Here is a 15,483-nt window from a genome sequence, read left to right on the forward strand (position 1 = left end):
GATATCCTGGGAGGACAGCGGATGAACCACGCCGTCGTGGAGGCCATGACCCAGTGCGGTGAGACGGCCGACTCCCTCGCCGCTCAAACGGGCGTCGACCCGAAGACCGCCGCCCGCTGGGCAAACCCTGGACGGATCCCGCAGACCCGACACCGCGCCCAGGTCGCGGCGATCCTCGGCCGAGAGGTAACCGAGCTGTGGCCGGACATCCTGAAGCGCCGCGAACCAGCCTGGTTCCGGCCATGGGCCGACATTGAACGTGAGGCCGTCGCTCTGCGCTGGTACGAGCTAGCCTGGGTGCCCGGCCTCTTGCAGACGGAGGCATACGCACGGGCGACACTGGCCGGAGAATCGTTGTCTACCGAGGACGTCGATCATCTTGTGCAGGCCCGTCTCGGACGACAGGGCGTCCTCCACCGCGACCGGCCACCCCTTCTGATCGCAGTGCTGGACGAGGCCATTGTGCGGCGGTCGGCGTACGGCGACCGGGATCTGATGCGCGACCAGTGTGAGCATCTCGTGGCGTGCGCTCAACTCCCGTCGGTGCAGGTCTATGTGGTGCCGACAGTGGTCGGCATGTACCCGGGCCTGGGTGGTCCGTTCATCCTCGCCGAGTTGGAAGGCGGCGGACGCGTCGCCCACATCGACGGACAGGCGCAGGCGCAAATATCTGAGCAGCAGGCAGAAATTGCTACCCTTGACCGACGATGGGAACGCATTCGTGGGGAGGCTCTCTCTCGCGGACAGTCCCTAGACCTGCTCAGGGAAGCGGCATCCTCATGGACCTGATCGGTGCGCAGTGGCGTAAGAGCACCAAGAGCGGCAACAACGGCGGGGCCTGCGTGGAGGTCGCCGACAATCTGCCGGGGGTCGTTCTCGTTCGGGATACGAAGGACCGTGACGGTGGGACGTTGACCTTCGCGCCGGAGGCGTGGCGGGGCTTCGTGGCCTTCGCGCGGCAAGAGCGTTAGTCCGCAGAGTCGAGCCTCAGAACGGCGGAATCATGGACCTGACCGGTGCGCAGTGGCGCAAGAGCACCAAGAGCGGCAACAACGGCGGCTCATGCGTGGAGGTCGCCGACAATCTGCCGGGGGTCGTTCTCGTTCGGGATACGAAGGACCGTGACGGTGGGACGTTGACCTTCGCGCCGGAGGTGTGGCGGGGCTTCGTGGCCTTCGCGCGGGCCCAGCGCTGACCGATGGGACAAGTCAGGCCCTCGTGTCCGAATTGGATGCAATGATGGCTTGATGCCCAGGAAGGTCGCGGCGGGCCTGGTCAACCCGGTCCGGGCAAGCGCCGTCGAACTGTTCTTCGACCTCGTCTTCATCTTCACCCTCGGCCGTCTGCCGTCGACCCTGGCCGAGGAGCCCAGCTGGGTTGCCGCCGCGCAGGCCGTGATCTTCCTGCTCGCCTTCTGGACGGTCGTCTTCCTCTGGTGGACCTACTTCTATCGAACGACGAGCAACCTCGCCGTGAAGATCAACGATTCCGCCGACCCGTACCGGGTCAACCTGCGGGCCGGCTACACCCACCTGCTGATGGTGGCGGGCATCCTGCTCACCGGCATCGGCGGGGAGTTGATGCTGAAGGCGCCCGGCGGGAAGATGTCGGCCGGTGACGTGGTCGCGATCCTGGTCGGTCCGGTGCTCTTCCTCGTCGGGCGGCTGATCTTCGAGGCATGGGTGTTTGGCCAGCTGACCAAGTACTGCCTCACGGCCGTGGTGGGCTGCCTGATCCTGAGCCCGGTGGCGGCACAACTCCCGCCACTGGCGGTGGGTCTGCTGGGCGCGGCGACCATCACCGCCGTCGCCGCGTTCGACCTGACGATCCGAGCGCGGCTCACGGGCGCGGTCAACCCGACGGCCGCCGGCGGGGCCAGTCACCTGTACGGCCGGGGCCGGTGACGCGTTCGGGCTAGCGTGTCTGCGTGCGTACGGTGGAATTGGTCTGCTCGCCCGGGTTGGACGCCGCGATCCGGACGGTCTGGGTGCGGTTGGCGGCCGCCGGGTTGCCCAGCCTGGCCCGCAACATCCATCCGACGAACCGGCCGCATCTGACCATGGCGGCCGTGGACGAGTTCCCGCCCGGTGTCGAGCACCGCCTGGCCGAGTTGTTCGACGCCGCGCTGCCGGTGCCGGTGACGCTCGACCGGGTCGTCGTCCTCGACGGCAGCGCCCCGCTGGTCTGGCTCGTACGGCCCACGCCGGCGTTGACCGCGCTGCACGCCGCCGTCTGGGACGTCCTCGACCAGGCCGACGGGCACCGCCCCTGGCACGCCCCGGGAGCGTGGGTGCCGCACCTCAGCCTGGCGCTGCGGTTCCGCGACGCGGACCTGCGGATGGCCCGCGCCGTGACCGGTGGGCAGCGCCCGACGGGCGCGTTCGTCGCCGCCCGCAGCTACGACGGTACGGACCGGACGGTGACATCGCTCGGATGAGCGCGATCGGTGGCAGCTGAGCAGTACGACACGCCGAGGGTCGCACTGCTGAACTGCCACCGATCGCCGCGGCTGTCCCGCGTGCGGCCGACCAGGCCGTCGCGTCAGCGGTAGAAGCGCAGGTAGTCGAATTCGGCGGTGACGGCCGGCTCGGCGCCGCCGTGCGCGACCAGCCCGATCCGGGGGGTGGTGTCGGCCGGGAACGTCCACACCGCGCCCCACGTCCAGGTACGCCCGTCTGAGCTGGAGCCGGCCCGGAACTCGTGCTCCCCGGTGGCCCGGTCGACGTGGTGTGCGAGGCGTAGCCAGGTGGTGGTGGCCGGTGTGCCGACGATGCTGCCGCCGTACACCGGCTGGCCGGCGAAGGGCAGCTCGTAGCCGTACTCGACCTGCCGGGTGTTCCAGATCGCCACCTGGGTCAGCCGGGCGAACCGGTCGTCGTCGACGTAGGCGACCAGCCCGGCCTGCTGGTAGTTGCGGACCGTCTCCTCGCCCAGGTCCAGCGTCACCTTCGTCTCGGCGACGTAGTCACCCTGCGGAGCGTCGCGCAGCAGCACGCCGGCCGTGTTGCCGGTGCCGGTCAGGTCGGCGGCCTGCACGGGCCAGCGCAGCGCCCCGTCGGCGACGGTGGCCGCCGGGTCCGCGCGTACCCACTGCCAGTCGTCGTCGAGCCCGCCGCCGAACTCGTCGGAGTACACCGGCAGCGGCGCACCGACCCGGGGCTCGGGCACGGCCCGCCTGGCCGGCTGGTACAGCCGCGCCACGCTGACGTTGTCGAACTCGGCCGTGCCGCCGGTGGCCGTCAGCCCGGGTCGGCCGGCGACCGGGCGGTCCAGCCGCAGGGACACCACGGCGAGCTGGTCACCGAGGCGGGCAGGGCTCAGCTCGGCCGTGAGCTGCTGTCCGCGTACCTCGATGGCCAGGTTGTGTCGATCACCCAGGTCGAGCCCGGCGGGCAGCGGCGCGCTGGCCTGGCGGCGGCCGTCGCGGGCGACCAGCCGGCCGGCGGCGGCGTCCACCCGGACCTCGACCCGATCGCCGAGGGTGACCCCGGCGCTGGTCACGCCGGTGAGCCGCAGGTCGGCCTCGGCGCGCACGTCCCCGTCGACTGTGGTACGGCTGGTGAGCGCGCCGCTGCCGCTGAGCCGGCCGTCGGTGACCCGCCACTGGCCGGCGCGCTGCCAGCCGGTGAGGCTCGCGGTGTCGAAGCGTTCGTCGACGCGGCCGGTGGTGACCGGTGCGGGTCGGGTGCCCTCGGACGGGCCCGCGCCGGCGTTGACCGTCGGCCAGCCGTCGATCCAGTCCAGCCGGTCGAGCAGCATGGGTCGCTCGTTGATGCCGAAGGGCTCGTCGAGGTACGGGTCGGCCCGGTCGATGGCGTGGTAGACGATCCAGTCCTGGCCGGACAGGTCGGTGAGGAACCCGTTGTGCCCGGTGCCGATCCAGCGGTTGCCGTTCTGGGTGAGCACCGGCGTGCCACCGGCCCGGGACGCGGTCAGGGCGACGCCGTCGCGGTCGGTGAACGGGCCGCGCGGGCTGCGTGCGCGTCCGACCTGGACGGAGTAGCCGGTGGCCGGGCCGGCGCAGCAGTTCGCGGTGGAGGCGAACAGGTAGTACCAGCCGTCGTGGCGCAGCACGTAGCTGCCCTCGAACTTGTTGTCGATCGCCACCAGCGTCGGTGCGCCGACCGCGCGCAGGCCGTCCGGGCTGAGTTCGGTGACCGAGATGCCGCCGTAGTAGCTGCCGTAGTAGAGGTAGCTGCGGCCGTCGACGTCGGTGAACTGGCTCGGGTCGATGGTCCACAGCCAGCCGCCACCGCCGCCGGGGCGCGGGGCGACGACGGGCTGGTCGGCGAACGTCCACGGCCCGGCGGGGGTGGGGGCGGTGGCCGCCCCGATCGCGTAGTCGCTGCCCTCGGTGGAGACGGTGGTGTCGGTGACCGTCACGTACATGACCCAGCGGTCGCCGAGGCGGCGGACGTCCGGCGCCCAGTACGCCGCGCCGGGCGCCGCGTAGGGCGGGCGCTGGTCGGGGCCGAACGCGTCACCGACGTACGTCCAGTCGACCAGGTCGGCCGAGCGGGCGGTGGGCACCCGGTGGAAGACGCCCTCGCCCTCGCGCAACGGGTCGGTGGTGCCGTAGGCGTACCAGAAGCCGTCGTCGCCGCGGACGATCACGGGGTCGGCGAAGGTGTCTCCGACGTCGGCGGAGATCGGATTGCGGTAGCGGGACGGGCCGTCGGATCCGGCGGCCGACGTGGACGGGGACACGGCCAGGAGCAGACCGAGCACGGCGGCGAGCGCGCCGCCGCGGCGGAGATGTCGCATGTGGACCTGCCTCGGGGGAGTGGGCGGTGTGCCCTCCGTTCTTACAACGTTGGATACAACGTTGTAAAGAGTCTGCGGTGGCGTCTCCCTAGACTGGGTCGATGAGTACTGGCACCGACGGCCGGGGAATGGCCGAGCTGGCCGCCCTGTTGGCCGACGGCACCCGAGCGGGCATCTGCGTGGCGCTGCTCGACGGCCGGGCCTGGACGGCCGGCGAGCTGGCCCGACGTGCCGGCGTCGCCCCGTCGACAGCCAGCGACCACCTCACCCGCCTGGTCCGGGGTGGGCTGCTCGTCGAGGAACGGCAGGGCCGGCACCGCTACCTGCGCCTGGCCGGGCCGTCGGTGGCCCAGCTGATCGAGGACCTTGCCGGGCACGCGTCGACCCCGCCCGCGCCGACCACGTCCCTGCGCGCGGCGCGTGCCACCGCCGCCCTGGCGTACGCCCGGACCTGCTACGACCACCTCGCCGGGCGGCTGGGCGTGCTGATGTACGACGCACTGCTGGCCGCCGGCCGGCTGGACCGGTCCAGTGGGTTGGCGCTGACGCGTGACGGGTGGGCCTGGGTGAGCGAGTTGGGCGTACCGGTGGACGTGTTGCGCGCCGCCCGCCGACCGGTGGTCCGCGACTGCCTGGACTGGACGGAGCGTCGGCCACACCTCGCCGGAGCGCTCGGCGCGGCACTCTGCCGCCAGTTCTCCGATCTGGGCTGGATCACCCAGGGCGCCGGCCGGGCAGTACGCCTCACCCCGATCGGCCGCGCAGCCCTGGCCGAGAGCCTGGGCGTGCCCGTCAGCACCCTCGTTCCCGGCACGCCCCCGGCGCCGTCCAGCGGCCGAGCCTGACCCGCCGGCCGCCGCGCTCCGGCGCGGCACGACATCCCGGATCACGCACGATTCTGTTCGGTGTGATGCGGTGCGGGACGGTTCGGTGGGGAGCGAACGGTTCGGGCTCTACGGTCGGGCGGTGATCGACATCTGGCCTGACATCGCGCCCGTTGCGGGAACGCCGGCGTGCGGCCCGCCCGCCTTCGAGCCGGGCAAGGGGTGGTGGGTGACCCGGCACGCCGACATTTGGGCGGCGCTGACCGACCCGGCGTTCCGGGTGCCAGCCGTCGACAGCGGTCCGCCCGGCACGCTCGCCTGGCTGCGCGCCTCGGTGAGCAGGTTCAGCCCGCCTCAGCGGCACGCCGAGCGCCGCGCGATCGGGGTGACCGCGCTGGCCGAGCTGAACCCGGACGAGCTGCGGCACGAGGCGGCCCGGCTGACCGTCGCCCTCCTCGACCGGGCGGGTGACCACCTTGACGTGATGCGTGAACTGGCCCGGCCGGTGCCACTGCGGGTGCTGGCCGACCAGCTCGGTCTCGTCGATCCGGCAGCCGCCGGGACGGCGGTCGCGGTCGTCGCCGCGGCGTACCACCCGGGGGTTGATCCGGCGCTGGCCGAGCGGGCCGACCGAGGGGTGGCGGCGCTGCTGGCGCTCTGCCCGCCGGCCCCGCTGGAGGTACGGGCGAACCTCATCGGTCTGCTGGTCCAGGCGTGCGACGCGACCGCCGGCCTGATCGGCGCCGCCGCCCACCACCTGCTGAGCCCGGCCGTCCCGATCACGGCGAGGACCGCCGACCTGCTGACCGAGGTGCTGCGCCTCGACCCCCCGGTCCGGGCCACCCGACGGGTCACCGTCGGCGCGGTACGACTGGGCGGACGCGACCTGCCGGCCGGCAGCGCGGTGCTGCTGCGCTTCGACGCGGCCAACCGTGACCCGCGGGCGTTCGCCGAGCCGGAGACGTTCCGACCCGGCCGGCCGGGCGCCGGTCTGCTCACCTTCGGCGCGGGGGAGCGCGGCTGCCCCGGTGACCGGCATGCCCTCGCGCTGGCCGGCGGGGTGCTCGATGTGCTGCGGGAACGCTGTCGGCGCACCCCGACTCCGCTGCGCCACGAGCCGCACCCGACCCTGCGCGTCCCGACCAGCGTGGAGGTGAGCGTCCGATGATCGAGCGCCGTGCCGCGTTCCATGCCCTGCACCACACCGGCCGTCCCCTGCTGTTGCCCAACGCCTGGGACCACGCTTCGGCGGCGGCGCTCGCCGCGCGTGGCCATCCGGCGGTCGGCACCACCAGCCTCGGGGTCGCCGCGACCGCGGGCCTTCCCGACGGCGTGGCGGCCACCGCCGAGGAGACCCTGGCCCTGGCTCGCCGGCTGGCCCGGTTGCCGGTGCTGCTCAGCGTCGACGTGGAGGCCGGGTTCAGCGACGACCCGGCCCAGGTCGCCGGGTACGTGGCGGAGTTGGCCGGCCTCGGTGTGGTCGGGATCAACCTGGAGGACGGGCGCTCCGACGGCACGCTTGCCGATCCCGAGTGCGTCGCGGAGAAGATCGCGGCGGTGAAGGCGGCGGTGCCGGACCTGTTCGTGAACGCGCGCACCGACCCGTGGTGGCTGAACGTGGCCGACCCGCTGCCGCAGGCCCTCGCCCGCGCTCGCGCCTACCGGGCGGCCGGCGCGGACGGCATCTTCGTGCCGGGCGTCGTCGACGAGGCGGCGCTGCGCCTGCTCACCGAGCGGCTCGACGCGCCGGTCAACGCGCTGTACCAGCCGGGCGGGCCCGGACTGACCGAGCTTGGCCGGGCCGGCGTGGCCCGGGTCAGCACCGGCTCCCTGCTGTTCCGGGCCGCGCTGGGTGCCGCGGTCACCGCCGCCGACGCCGTCCGCGCCGGAGGGTTCACCGCACCGCCGGGGCTGCCGTCGTACGCCGAAGTGCAGGACCTGGTGCCGGGCGACTGACGGGCACCGCCGGCCGGCGGTGGTGGTCGCGTCCGTTCAGGGGTAAATCGGAGGATTGTTCGGTCTCTGCCGGTCCCGATGATTACGGTGTGTTTCAGGGTGATTTACCCAGCGCCGTGGCCGGAGAAAGGGACCCCGTCATGCGAGTGCCCAGCCGTAGTCCGGGGCAGCAGCCCGGACCGCCCGCGTCGCCCGCCGCCCCCGCCCGCCGCCGGCCACCCAGCGCCGCCGCCCGCCGGCTGCCCGCCGCCGCGCCCGACCTCGCCGCCTACCGGGCGGCGGTGGCCGACCTGCTGGTCGAGGTGGGCGCCCTGGCCGACGCCACCAGCACCCGGGCCCGCCAGGTGCTCATCGACGAGCGGCTGCGCGAGCCGGCCCTGGCGGCCGTGCTCGACGCCACCCCGCAGGGTCTGCTCGGCGCGCGTGAGACGTTGCTGCTGGAGATGGCCCGCTACCAGCCGAACGAACGCACCTCGGCGCGGGACCTCACCGCGCTGGTCCGGATCTACCTGCTCTCCCGCATCGACGTGCTGTGGTGGCAGGACGCCCCGATCTTCGTCACCGACGACCAGGTCAACGGCAGCGCCGACCTCGTCGACCTGGAGTGGCTGCGCCGCCGGGACCTGCTGCGCTTCCGGTACCAGGAGCAGCCCACCACCGTCCTGGGCCGCGCCGCGCGCGGACTGCGTCGGCGACTGCTACCCGACGCGAGCCCGCGCACCGCCGGGCTGCTGTTCCGTCGGGCCCGCCGGGAGGTGGTGGCCCTGCTCAACGAACTCGGCCGGGAGTTCGCCGCCGCCACACCGCCGGCCACCCCGCCGCTGTGGGTGACCAGCCTCGTGCGCAGTACCGAGCACCAGTACCGGCTGCGTCGCCTGGGCTACGCCGCCATGCTGCCCAGCGGGCACTGCCTCGGCTACTCGGCCGACGTCGAGCTGGCCTGGTTCGAGCGGTTCGGCGCACGCGACACCCTCGCGGAGCTGCTGTTGGCCCGCCAGGACGCCGGCGAGCTGAACGTGATTGACGAGGGACAGGCCTGGCACCTGTGTCTCGCACCCTCCGCCCGGCGTCGTCTGCGCCGGGCGTACGAGGCCGAGATGGGGGTCTGAGCCCGTGTGTGGCATCGCGCTGAGCCTCGGCCCCGAGGCCGACCCCGCGACCTTCCGGCGGATGCTCGCCGTCCTCGCCCCGCGCGGCGAGGTCACCGAGACCCGATTGGAACGCGGGCTGCTCGCCGGCACCCGCCGACTGCGCGTCGTCGACCGCGACCGGGCCGTGCAGCCCTGGACGTCGACCGACGAGCGCTGGCTGCTCTGCTTCAACGGCGAGATCTTCAACCACCGGGAGTTGCGCGCGCAGCTCACCCGGCTCGGGCAGGTGTTCCGCACCGACAGCGACACCGAGGTGCTGCTGGCCGCGTTCCAACAGTGGGGCGAATCCGCGGTGACGCGGCTGCGCGGCGAGTACGCCTTCGCGGTCGTCGAACGCGCCAGCGGTCGGGCGTACCTGGCCCGCGACCCGCTCGGGGTGAAACCGCTGTACTGGTCCCGGCGACCCGGCTGCCTGCACCTCGCCTCCGAGGTGAAGGCGCTCGTCGGGCACCACGCCCCGGTCGCCGAGGTGCCGCCCGGACACCACGGCTGGGCCGAGCCGGACGGGCCCGTGCGGCTGCGCCCGTACGTCGACCTGCTCACCATCGGCGCGGGTCTGCCGGTCATCGACGACCCGGACGAGGCCACCCTGCTCGTCCGGGCTGCCCTGACCGACGCCATCCGGATGCGGGTGGAGACCGATCTGACCGTCGGGGTGGTGCTCTCCGGCGGGCTGGACAGCTCGTTGACGCTGCGGCAGGTGCGGGACATCCACCCGGACTGCGTGGCGGTGACGGTCGGCGTGCCGGACAGCCCCGACGTGGCGTACGCCCGGCGGCTCGCCGCCGACCTCGACGTGCCGCACGTGGTGGTCGAGCTGCGCCCACGCGACATCCGGCTGGCCGACGTCCGCGAGGCCATCCGGATCTCCGAGCTGACCGAGTACGGCGACATCATCAACGCCGTCGTCTCGGTGCCGATCTTCCGGCGGCTGCGCGACCTCGGCGTGAAGGTGGTGCTCACCGGCGACGGCTCCGACGAGCTGTTCGGCGGGTACCCGATGTACCGCCAGGTCGACCCGATCGCGTCGCGTCGGCTGTTCCTGCACCGCATCCGTAACCTGTGCCGTACCGAGTTGCAGCGGGTCGACCGGACCGCCATGGGGCACGCGGTGGAGGCACGGGTGCCGTTCCTCGACCTCAGCGTGGTGGAGTTGGCGATGCGTCTGCCCCTGGACCTGAAGGTGCGCGACGGCCAGGAGAAGTGGATCGTGCGGCGGGCGTTCGCCGACGTGCTGCCCGACTACGTCCTGCGGCGGCCGAAGAACCCCATGTCGTACTCCTCCGGGCTGCACGAGCGGGTCCGGCTCTACAAGCCGCTGTTCGCGCGGATGCACCGGTCGTTCGGCTACGACCTGCTGGAACCGGTCCGCCGTGACTTCGACACCGTGCTCAGCCGCTGCGGCAACGACCTGGACCGGGCCATCGCCGACGGGATGAACCGGCCCGACTACACGGTCCTGGAACACGCCCGCGACCTGGTCGGGGCGGCGAGGTGGAACGCCGCGCCGATGGTCCGCCGACTGGTCGGGCCCCGCCCGCCCCGCCGCTCACCCGTCGGCTGAGCACCCCACCCGACGCTTGACTCTGACACCGTGTCAGGGACGAGCGTGAGGGGACCATGTTCACCATCGGAGACTTCGCCCGACTGGGCCGCGTGTCGGTGCGGATGCTGCGCCACTACGACAGCATCGGCCTGCTCCGCCCGGCCAGCGTCGACGCGCACACCGGCTACCGCTTCTACCGGGCGGACCAGCTGCGTCGGCTCAACCGGGTGCTCGCCCTCAAGGACCTGGGTCTCACGCTCGAGCAGGTGCGGGCGATCCTGGACGACGCCGTCGACGTGGCCGAGCTGCGGGGCATGCTGCGGTTGCGTCGCGGCCAGCTGACGGCGCAACTGGCCGCCGACACCGTCCGGCTCGCGGCCGTCGAGGCGAGGCTCCGGATGATCGAGTCGGAGGGTCAAATGACCGCCCAGGATGTCGTCCTCAAGGACATCGCGCCGGTTCGCCTCGCGGAGCTGACCGCCGTCGCGCCCAGTTATGAGAGCCAGGACATCGGTCCGGTGATCCAGCCGCTCTACCCGGAGCTGTTCCGCCGGCTGGCCGAGGCCGGGATCACGCCGACGGGCCCGGCCATCGCCTGGTACGAACCCGCCGGCGACGACGACGGCGACGCGGTCGTCGTGCACGCCGGGGTGACCGTCGGCGCCGGCGTGTCGGCAGGTCCTGACCTGGCGGTACGTGATCTGCCCGCGGTGGGCACGGCCGCGACGATCGTCCATCACGGCGCCATGGACGACGTCGAGCAGAGCGTCGAGGTGCTTGCCCGGTGGATCGAGGAGAACGGCTACCGCACCGACGGATTCGCCCGTGAGGTGTACCTGGACTATTGCCAGGACTCCCCGGAGCAGGGCGTCACCGAGCTTCAGCTCGCCGTCTACCGCGCCTGACGGTCGCGCTGCCGTCCCGACGGCGGCGCGTCGGCGGCCGGAGCCCGGACCGTCCCCAGCGCCAGGTCCGATCGCCGCCAGCACCCGCGCCGCCGCCGGGCCAGGCTGGACGCATGACCACCACCACCACCACCTTCCGCGTCCAGGCCGTGCCGGCCGCGGCGCTCGACCTCGTCCGTCGGACCGGCCGCGACGCCGCCGGCCATCTCGTCGAAGGGCGCCTGGCCGGCGGCGGGGAGCCGCTGCGCTGTTGCCTGCGCGACGCCGAGGCGGGGGAGGCGCTGCTGCTCTTCGGCTACGCCCCGCCGATCGCCGCCGTCGCATACCGGGAGATCGGGCCGATCTTCGCGCACGCCGCCGCCTGCTCCGGTCCGGATCACGGCGGCGGCCATCCGTCGGCCTGGCGGAGACGTCCCCAGGTCCTGCGGGCGTACGACCGGCAGGGACGGATCTGCGGCGGCCGGCTGCATGACGGCACGGACCCGGAGGCGGTGATCGCGGAGCTGTTCGCCGACCCGCAGGTGCACCAGCTGCACAGCCGCAACGTGGTCTACGGCTGCTTCATGTTCGTGGTGGAGCGGGCCGCCGGGTGACGGTCCTCAGCTGACCAGCAGCAGCGCGCCGACCGCCGCGAGCGTGCCCACGACGGCGAGCAGGGTGCTGGTCAGCACGAACCGCTTCACCGGCACCGCCACACCGGCCGCCCGACACCGTTCGAACCACAGCAGGGTGGCCAGCGACGCCCACGGCGCGGCCAGCGGGCCGACGTTCGTGCCGATCAGCAGGGCCAGCAGGCGGGTGTGGTCGGCGCCGGGCAGCACCGACTCACCGGCCAGGTACGCCGGCAGGTTGTTCACCGCGTTGGCCAGCAGCGCCCCGGTGCCGCCGGCACGCAGCGCGCCGGCCGCTCCACCGTCGGCCCCGACCAGGCCGGCCACCAGGTCGTCCAGCCCGTGCCGGCCGAGGGTCTGCACCACCAAAAACAGGCCGACGACGAAGAGCAGCAGCCGTACGGGCACCAGCCCGGGGCGCAGCGTCGCCGGGGAGCGGACCACGAAGCCCACCAGCACCAGCGCGAGCGCGACGCTGGAGGCGAGCCCGATCTCCACCCCGGCGAGGATGCCGGCGACGAAGAGCAGGCAACCGGCGAGCGCGGTGCGGTGCAGCACCGGGTCGGGCGGCACGTGCCGCTCCGGCGGGACGAAGCGTCCGCCGGCCGGCCGTTCGCGCCGCCACCAGCCGTACCAGAGCAGCACCATCGTGACCGCCACGGCGGCGAGCTGCGGCAGCGCCATCCGCTCGGCGTACGCCAGTGGTGTGAGGCCGACCCGGTCGGCGGCCAGCAGGTTCGTCAGGTTGGACACCGGCAGCAGCAGGCTGGCGGTGTTCGCCAGCCAGACCGTGGTGACCGCGAGCGGCGCGGCCGGGACCCGCAGGGTGCGCGCCAGCGCCAGCAGCACCGGGGTGAGCAGCACGGCGGTGGTGTCGAGGTTGAGCACGAGCGTGGTCACCGTGGCGAGGCCACCGCAGAGCAGGAACAGCGCCGCCCAGCGGCCGCGGGCGGCGATGGCCAGCCGGCTGGCCAGCACGTCGAAGACGCCGGCCACGGCGGTCAGCTCGGCCAGCACGATCACGGTGCCGAGGAAGAGCAGCAGCGGCAGGATGCGGTGCAGGGTCGCCGTGGTCTCGGCGCGGGGCAGCAGCCCGCTCAGCGCGCAGGCCGCACCGGCCACCGCGAGGACGACCGCCACCAGGTCGAGCGGGTGGGGGCGCCAGCGCGCGGTCGGCTCGGGCGGGGCGGGCGGCGCGCCGGCGGCAGACTTCACAGCTGACCACGTTGGCACATCACCCGCCGGCCCGGCCGGCCGCCCCCGCCCAGGTGACGGGCCCCACCGGGCTGCCCCCGATCGGGGCGCCGGCCTGCCGGGCAGGCGCCTGATCCACGCGGCTGGCGTGGCCGGGCCCGGCCCCTCGACGAGAGGGCCGGGCCCGGGTCGCGCGGTCGGTGCTACCAGCTCAGGTAACCGGGCTGGGTCTGCACGTTCAGCTCCTGGAACCGGGTCAGGTTGGCCGTCCAGGTCCGCCAGTCGTTCAGCTCCAGGACGTCCAGGCCCTTCTGGATGTCGTTGGAGTAGATGTTGCCGTTGTAGTAGTACGTCGACCAGGCGCCGCCCGTGATGGCCTGGGTGGCGGACAGCGGGCCCCGCTCCCAGTACGCGATCTCCTTGGGGTGGCGCGAGTCGGTGAAGTCCCAGACGGAGATGCCGCCCTGGTACCACGCCTGCACCATGATGTCCCGCCCGAGCACCGGGATCAGCGAGCCGTTGTGCGCCACGCAGTTCTCGGTCTCGGCGTTCGTCCGGGGGATCTTGTAGTAGCTGCGGAACGCCAGCGTCCGAGCGTCACCGCGGCCGGTGATGTCGTAGATGGCGTCCGCCCCCCGGTTGGGGCCGACGGTCTCGTTGCAGGTGGCCGCCCCGCCGCCGCCCAGCTCGTCGGTGAAGACGACCTTGGTGCCGGCGTTGTTGAAGGTGGCCGAGTGCCAGAAGGCGAAGTTGACCGTGTCGCGGACCTGGGTGATCACCCGGGGCGCTTCGCGGTTCTTGATGTCGAGCAGGATGCCGTCACCCATGCAGGCGCCGGCGGCGATGTCCTTCGACGGGTACGCGGTGATGTCGTGGCAGCCGGTGGTCGCCGAGCCGGTCTCGCTGCCCGGGAAACCGCCGTCCGGGAAGAGGTTCGGCGTCGAGATGACGGCCGCCTGGGTCGGCTTCTTCACCGGCACCTTGATGATGGAGATGGAGTCGTGCGGCGGCTGGCAGTCGGGGAACTCGGCCCGCGGGCTGTACGACGAGACGTACAGGTAGACGTTCTTGCGGTCCTTGCCCGGCACCAGCGTGTGGGTGTGCGACCCGCAGGCGGTCTCCACGGACTTGATGTAGCGCGGGTTGGCCTTGTCGCTGATGTCGAAGACCTTGATGCCCTCCCACGACTCCTTCACGGAGGCGGGCTGGGCGACGCTCGCGCACGAGTCGTCGCTGCGCGACGAGTCGGTGGAGACGAAGAGCAGGTCACCGTAGACGGAGATGTCGTTCTGCGAGCCCGGGCAGGACACCTGAGCGGTGATCTTGGGGGCGCTGGGCCGGGAGATGTCGTAGACGACGAACCCGTTGTAGTTGCCGGCGAAGGCGTACCTGCCCTGGAACGCCATGTCGCTGTTGAGCGCGGCCGTCGTGTCGAACGGCGCCTGCTTGGGGATGTTGGCGATCTGCCGCAGGTTGGGGCTGCTGCGGATCTCGTCGACGCCCGGGATGTCGGCGGCGGCGGCCTGTGGTGCCGCGGCCGGTGCTGCCTCCTGGGCGCTGCTCGGCGTCGCCACGGCGACGCTGGTCAGCAGCAGGCCCGTTGCGGCCAGGCTGACGATGCGGAGTTGTCGGAGCCGTGCGGTGGCCAACTTGATCATCGGCGGCGCCCTTCGAAAGGGGGGATGACGTTGTCGGTACCTTACCGAGACACGGAGATCATCGATGTGATCTGGGTCACATCTAACTCGACTCGTCAATGGATAGGATCGCTGCGACCTCGACCTGAGGGGGGTGTGGCATGACCGTCCGACGTGCTCGGTTACTGGCCGTCGTCATATCGGCGGCCATCATTGTGGTGCTGACGGTGCTGGCTGTCCGCGCCGCCGGCGACCCCGGCCGTCCGACCGCCGAACGCGGTTCGGCGTCACCGTCACCGACGACCAGCCCGACCGGTCCGCCACCCCCGCCGGTGCTCGTGCCCGGCCGCCCGGGGGAGCCGGCCGTCGCCCGGTCCGCCCAGGAGCTGCGCGACGACAGCCCACCCCGCTACAACGGCCTGGACACCGTCTTCGTCCAGATGATGATCCCGCACCACGAGCAGGCGCTGGAGATGAGCACGCTGGCCCAGGAGCGGGCTGCCGATCCTCGGATCCGCGCCTACGCCGACCGGATCCGCGCCGGCCAGGGCCCGGAGATCAAGGTCCTGCGCGGCTGGCTCGCCACCCGCGGGCTGCCCGAGACGGCGCCCGGTCACGACCACGCCGGCATGCGGGGAATGCAGTCACCCGAGGCGATGAGGCAGCTGACCGCCGCCCGGGGCGTCGAGTTCGACAGGCTCTTCATCGCGATGATGACCGACCACCACCAGGGCGCCGTCACCATGGCCACCGACCTGCTGTCGGTCGGCGTCGATGCGACCCTCAACGAGCTGGCCACCTCACTCGCCACCGAGCAGGCCATCGAGATCACCCGCCTGCGCGAGCTGACCCCGCCCTGACCGGCTGCCGGCCGGCCGCCACCAGCCACGACACG

General features: G+C 72.7%; 16 protein-coding genes. 13 read left to right on the forward strand and 3 right to left on the reverse strand.

Translation table 11 applies throughout. From position 1 onward, the window contains the following. Positions 1 to 21 precede the first annotated feature (21 nt). The 5 genes from ACFYPR_RS23155 to ACFYPR_RS23175 are packed head-to-tail and all read left to right on the forward strand — an operon-like array spanning position 22 to position 2,437. Entirely contained in the window at positions 22 to 789 is a 768-nt protein-coding gene (locus ACFYPR_RS23155) for a DUF5753 domain-containing protein (RefSeq protein WP_354858962.1), read from the forward strand. Then, the gene (locus ACFYPR_RS23160; RefSeq protein WP_355068366.1) at positions 780 to 971 is read left to right on the forward strand and encodes a DUF397 domain-containing protein; all 192 of its coding nucleotides are present in this window, start codon (positions 780 to 782) and stop codon (positions 969 to 971) included. Before ACFYPR_RS23155 ends, ACFYPR_RS23160 begins: the two co-directional genes overlap by 10 nt. Positions 972 to 1,009: 38 nt before the next feature. Further along, positions 1,010 to 1,195 carry a DUF397 domain-containing protein gene (locus tag ACFYPR_RS23165; RefSeq protein ID WP_355068402.1) on the forward strand — a complete coding sequence of 62 codons (186 nt, stop codon included), beginning with the start codon at positions 1,010 to 1,012 and terminating at the stop codon, positions 1,193 to 1,195. A 52-nt stretch (positions 1,196 to 1,247) separates the two neighbouring features. Further along, positions 1,248 to 1,904 (forward strand): low temperature requirement protein A, encoded by a 657-nt coding sequence (locus ACFYPR_RS23170; protein WP_355068368.1) that lies wholly within the window; start codon positions 1,248 to 1,250, stop codon positions 1,902 to 1,904. A 23-nt stretch (positions 1,905 to 1,927) separates the two neighbouring features. Beyond that, complete coding sequence (locus tag ACFYPR_RS23175; protein ID WP_355068370.1) at positions 1,928 to 2,437, forward strand: 2'-5' RNA ligase family protein; 510 nt, start codon at positions 1,928 to 1,930, stop codon at positions 2,435 to 2,437. A gap of 104 nt (positions 2,438 to 2,541) precedes the next feature. On the opposite strand, the gene ACFYPR_RS23180 is transcribed toward ACFYPR_RS23175, so the two are convergent. Next, positions 2,542 to 4,764 carry a family 43 glycosylhydrolase gene (locus ACFYPR_RS23180; protein ID WP_387262402.1) on the reverse strand — a complete coding sequence of 741 codons (2,223 nt, stop codon included), beginning with the start codon at positions 4,762 to 4,764 and terminating at the stop codon, positions 2,542 to 2,544. Between the two features lie 101 nt (positions 4,765 to 4,865). Between ACFYPR_RS23180 and ACFYPR_RS23185 the strand changes: the two genes are divergently transcribed. The 7 genes from ACFYPR_RS23185 (at position 4,866) to ACFYPR_RS23215 (ending at position 11,739) form a co-directional block, all read left to right on the forward strand. Beyond that, entirely contained in the window at positions 4,866 to 5,609 is a 744-nt protein-coding gene (locus ACFYPR_RS23185) for an ArsR/SmtB family transcription factor (RefSeq protein WP_387262405.1), read from the forward strand. Between the two features lie 121 nt (positions 5,610 to 5,730). After that, a complete protein-coding gene (locus ACFYPR_RS23190) occupies positions 5,731 to 6,756 on the forward strand; it encodes a cytochrome P450 (protein WP_387262408.1) in 1,026 nt (341 codons plus the stop codon). Next, a complete protein-coding gene (locus ACFYPR_RS23195) occupies positions 6,753 to 7,544 on the forward strand; it encodes an isocitrate lyase/phosphoenolpyruvate mutase family protein (RefSeq protein WP_387262411.1) in 792 nt (263 codons plus the stop codon). Before ACFYPR_RS23190 ends, ACFYPR_RS23195 begins: the two co-directional genes overlap by 4 nt. A 140-nt stretch (positions 7,545 to 7,684) precedes the next feature. Further along, positions 7,685 to 8,653, forward strand: a complete 969-nt coding sequence (locus tag ACFYPR_RS23200) for a hypothetical protein (RefSeq protein WP_354858945.1) — start codon at positions 7,685 to 7,687, stop codon at positions 8,651 to 8,653. Between the two features lie 4 nt (positions 8,654 to 8,657). Then, entirely contained in the window at positions 8,658 to 10,259 is a 1,602-nt protein-coding gene (locus ACFYPR_RS23205) for an asparagine synthase-related protein (RefSeq protein ID WP_354858943.1), read from the forward strand. 56 nt (positions 10,260 to 10,315) lie between these two features. Then, complete coding sequence (locus tag ACFYPR_RS23210; protein WP_355068380.1) at positions 10,316 to 11,146, forward strand: MerR family transcriptional regulator; 831 nt, start codon at positions 10,316 to 10,318, stop codon at positions 11,144 to 11,146. A 113-nt stretch (positions 11,147 to 11,259) separates the two neighbouring features. Beyond that, entirely contained in the window at positions 11,260 to 11,739 is a 480-nt protein-coding gene (locus ACFYPR_RS23215) for a DUF1203 domain-containing protein (protein WP_355068382.1), read from the forward strand. A 6-nt stretch (positions 11,740 to 11,745) separates the two neighbouring features. On the opposite strand, the gene ACFYPR_RS23220 is transcribed toward ACFYPR_RS23215, so the two are convergent. Then, complete coding sequence (locus tag ACFYPR_RS23220) at positions 11,746 to 12,972, reverse strand: SLC13 family permease (RefSeq protein WP_355068384.1); 1,227 nt, start codon at positions 12,970 to 12,972, stop codon at positions 11,746 to 11,748. 182 nt (positions 12,973 to 13,154) lie between these two features. Continuing rightward, positions 13,155 to 14,609, reverse strand: coding sequence for an LVIVD repeat-containing protein (locus ACFYPR_RS23225; protein WP_387186285.1), 1,455 nt, complete (start codon positions 14,607 to 14,609; stop codon positions 13,155 to 13,157). A gap of 140 nt (positions 14,610 to 14,749) precedes the next feature. Here ACFYPR_RS23225 and ACFYPR_RS23230 point away from each other — a divergent pair, with 140 nt between their 5' ends. Then, a complete protein-coding gene (locus ACFYPR_RS23230; RefSeq protein ID WP_355068388.1) occupies positions 14,750 to 15,448 on the forward strand; it encodes a DUF305 domain-containing protein in 699 nt (232 codons plus the stop codon). The last annotated feature ends 35 nt before the right edge of the window (positions 15,449 to 15,483 follow it).

The organism is Micromonospora sp. NPDC005254 (assembly GCF_042872525.1).
GTDB lineage: Bacteria > Actinomycetota > Actinomycetes > Mycobacteriales > Micromonosporaceae > Micromonospora.

Bases quoted from the DNA above. Each gene is read 5' to 3' on its own strand.
- ACFYPR_RS23185 (WP_387262405.1), top strand. From the start codon at position 4,866: ATGAGTACTGGCACCGACGGCCGGGGAATGGCCGAGCTGGCCGCCCTG.
- ACFYPR_RS23230 (WP_355068388.1), top strand. From the start codon at position 14,750: ATGACCGTCCGACGTGCTCGGTTACTGGCCGTCGTCATATCGGCGGCC.
- ACFYPR_RS23215 (WP_355068382.1), top strand. From the start codon at position 11,260: ATGACCACCACCACCACCACCTTCCGCGTCCAGGCCGTGCCGGCCGCG.
- ACFYPR_RS23225 (WP_387186285.1), bottom strand. From the start codon at position 14,609: ATGATCAAGTTGGCCACCGCACGGCTCCGACAACTCCGCATCGTCAGC.
- ACFYPR_RS23180 (WP_387262402.1), bottom strand. From the start codon at position 4,764: ATGCGACATCTCCGCCGCGGCGGCGCGCTCGCCGCCGTGCTCGGTCTG.
- ACFYPR_RS23170 (WP_355068368.1), top strand. From the start codon at position 1,248: ATGCCCAGGAAGGTCGCGGCGGGCCTGGTCAACCCGGTCCGGGCAAGC.
- ACFYPR_RS23200 (WP_354858945.1), top strand. From the start codon at position 7,685: ATGCGAGTGCCCAGCCGTAGTCCGGGGCAGCAGCCCGGACCGCCCGCG.
- ACFYPR_RS23195 (WP_387262411.1), top strand. From the start codon at position 6,753: ATGATCGAGCGCCGTGCCGCGTTCCATGCCCTGCACCACACCGGCCGT.
- ACFYPR_RS23155 (WP_354858962.1), top strand. From the start codon at position 22: ATGAACCACGCCGTCGTGGAGGCCATGACCCAGTGCGGTGAGACGGCC.
- ACFYPR_RS23160 (WP_355068366.1), top strand. From the start codon at position 780: ATGGACCTGATCGGTGCGCAGTGGCGTAAGAGCACCAAGAGCGGCAAC.
- ACFYPR_RS23210 (WP_355068380.1), top strand. From the start codon at position 10,316: ATGTTCACCATCGGAGACTTCGCCCGACTGGGCCGCGTGTCGGTGCGG.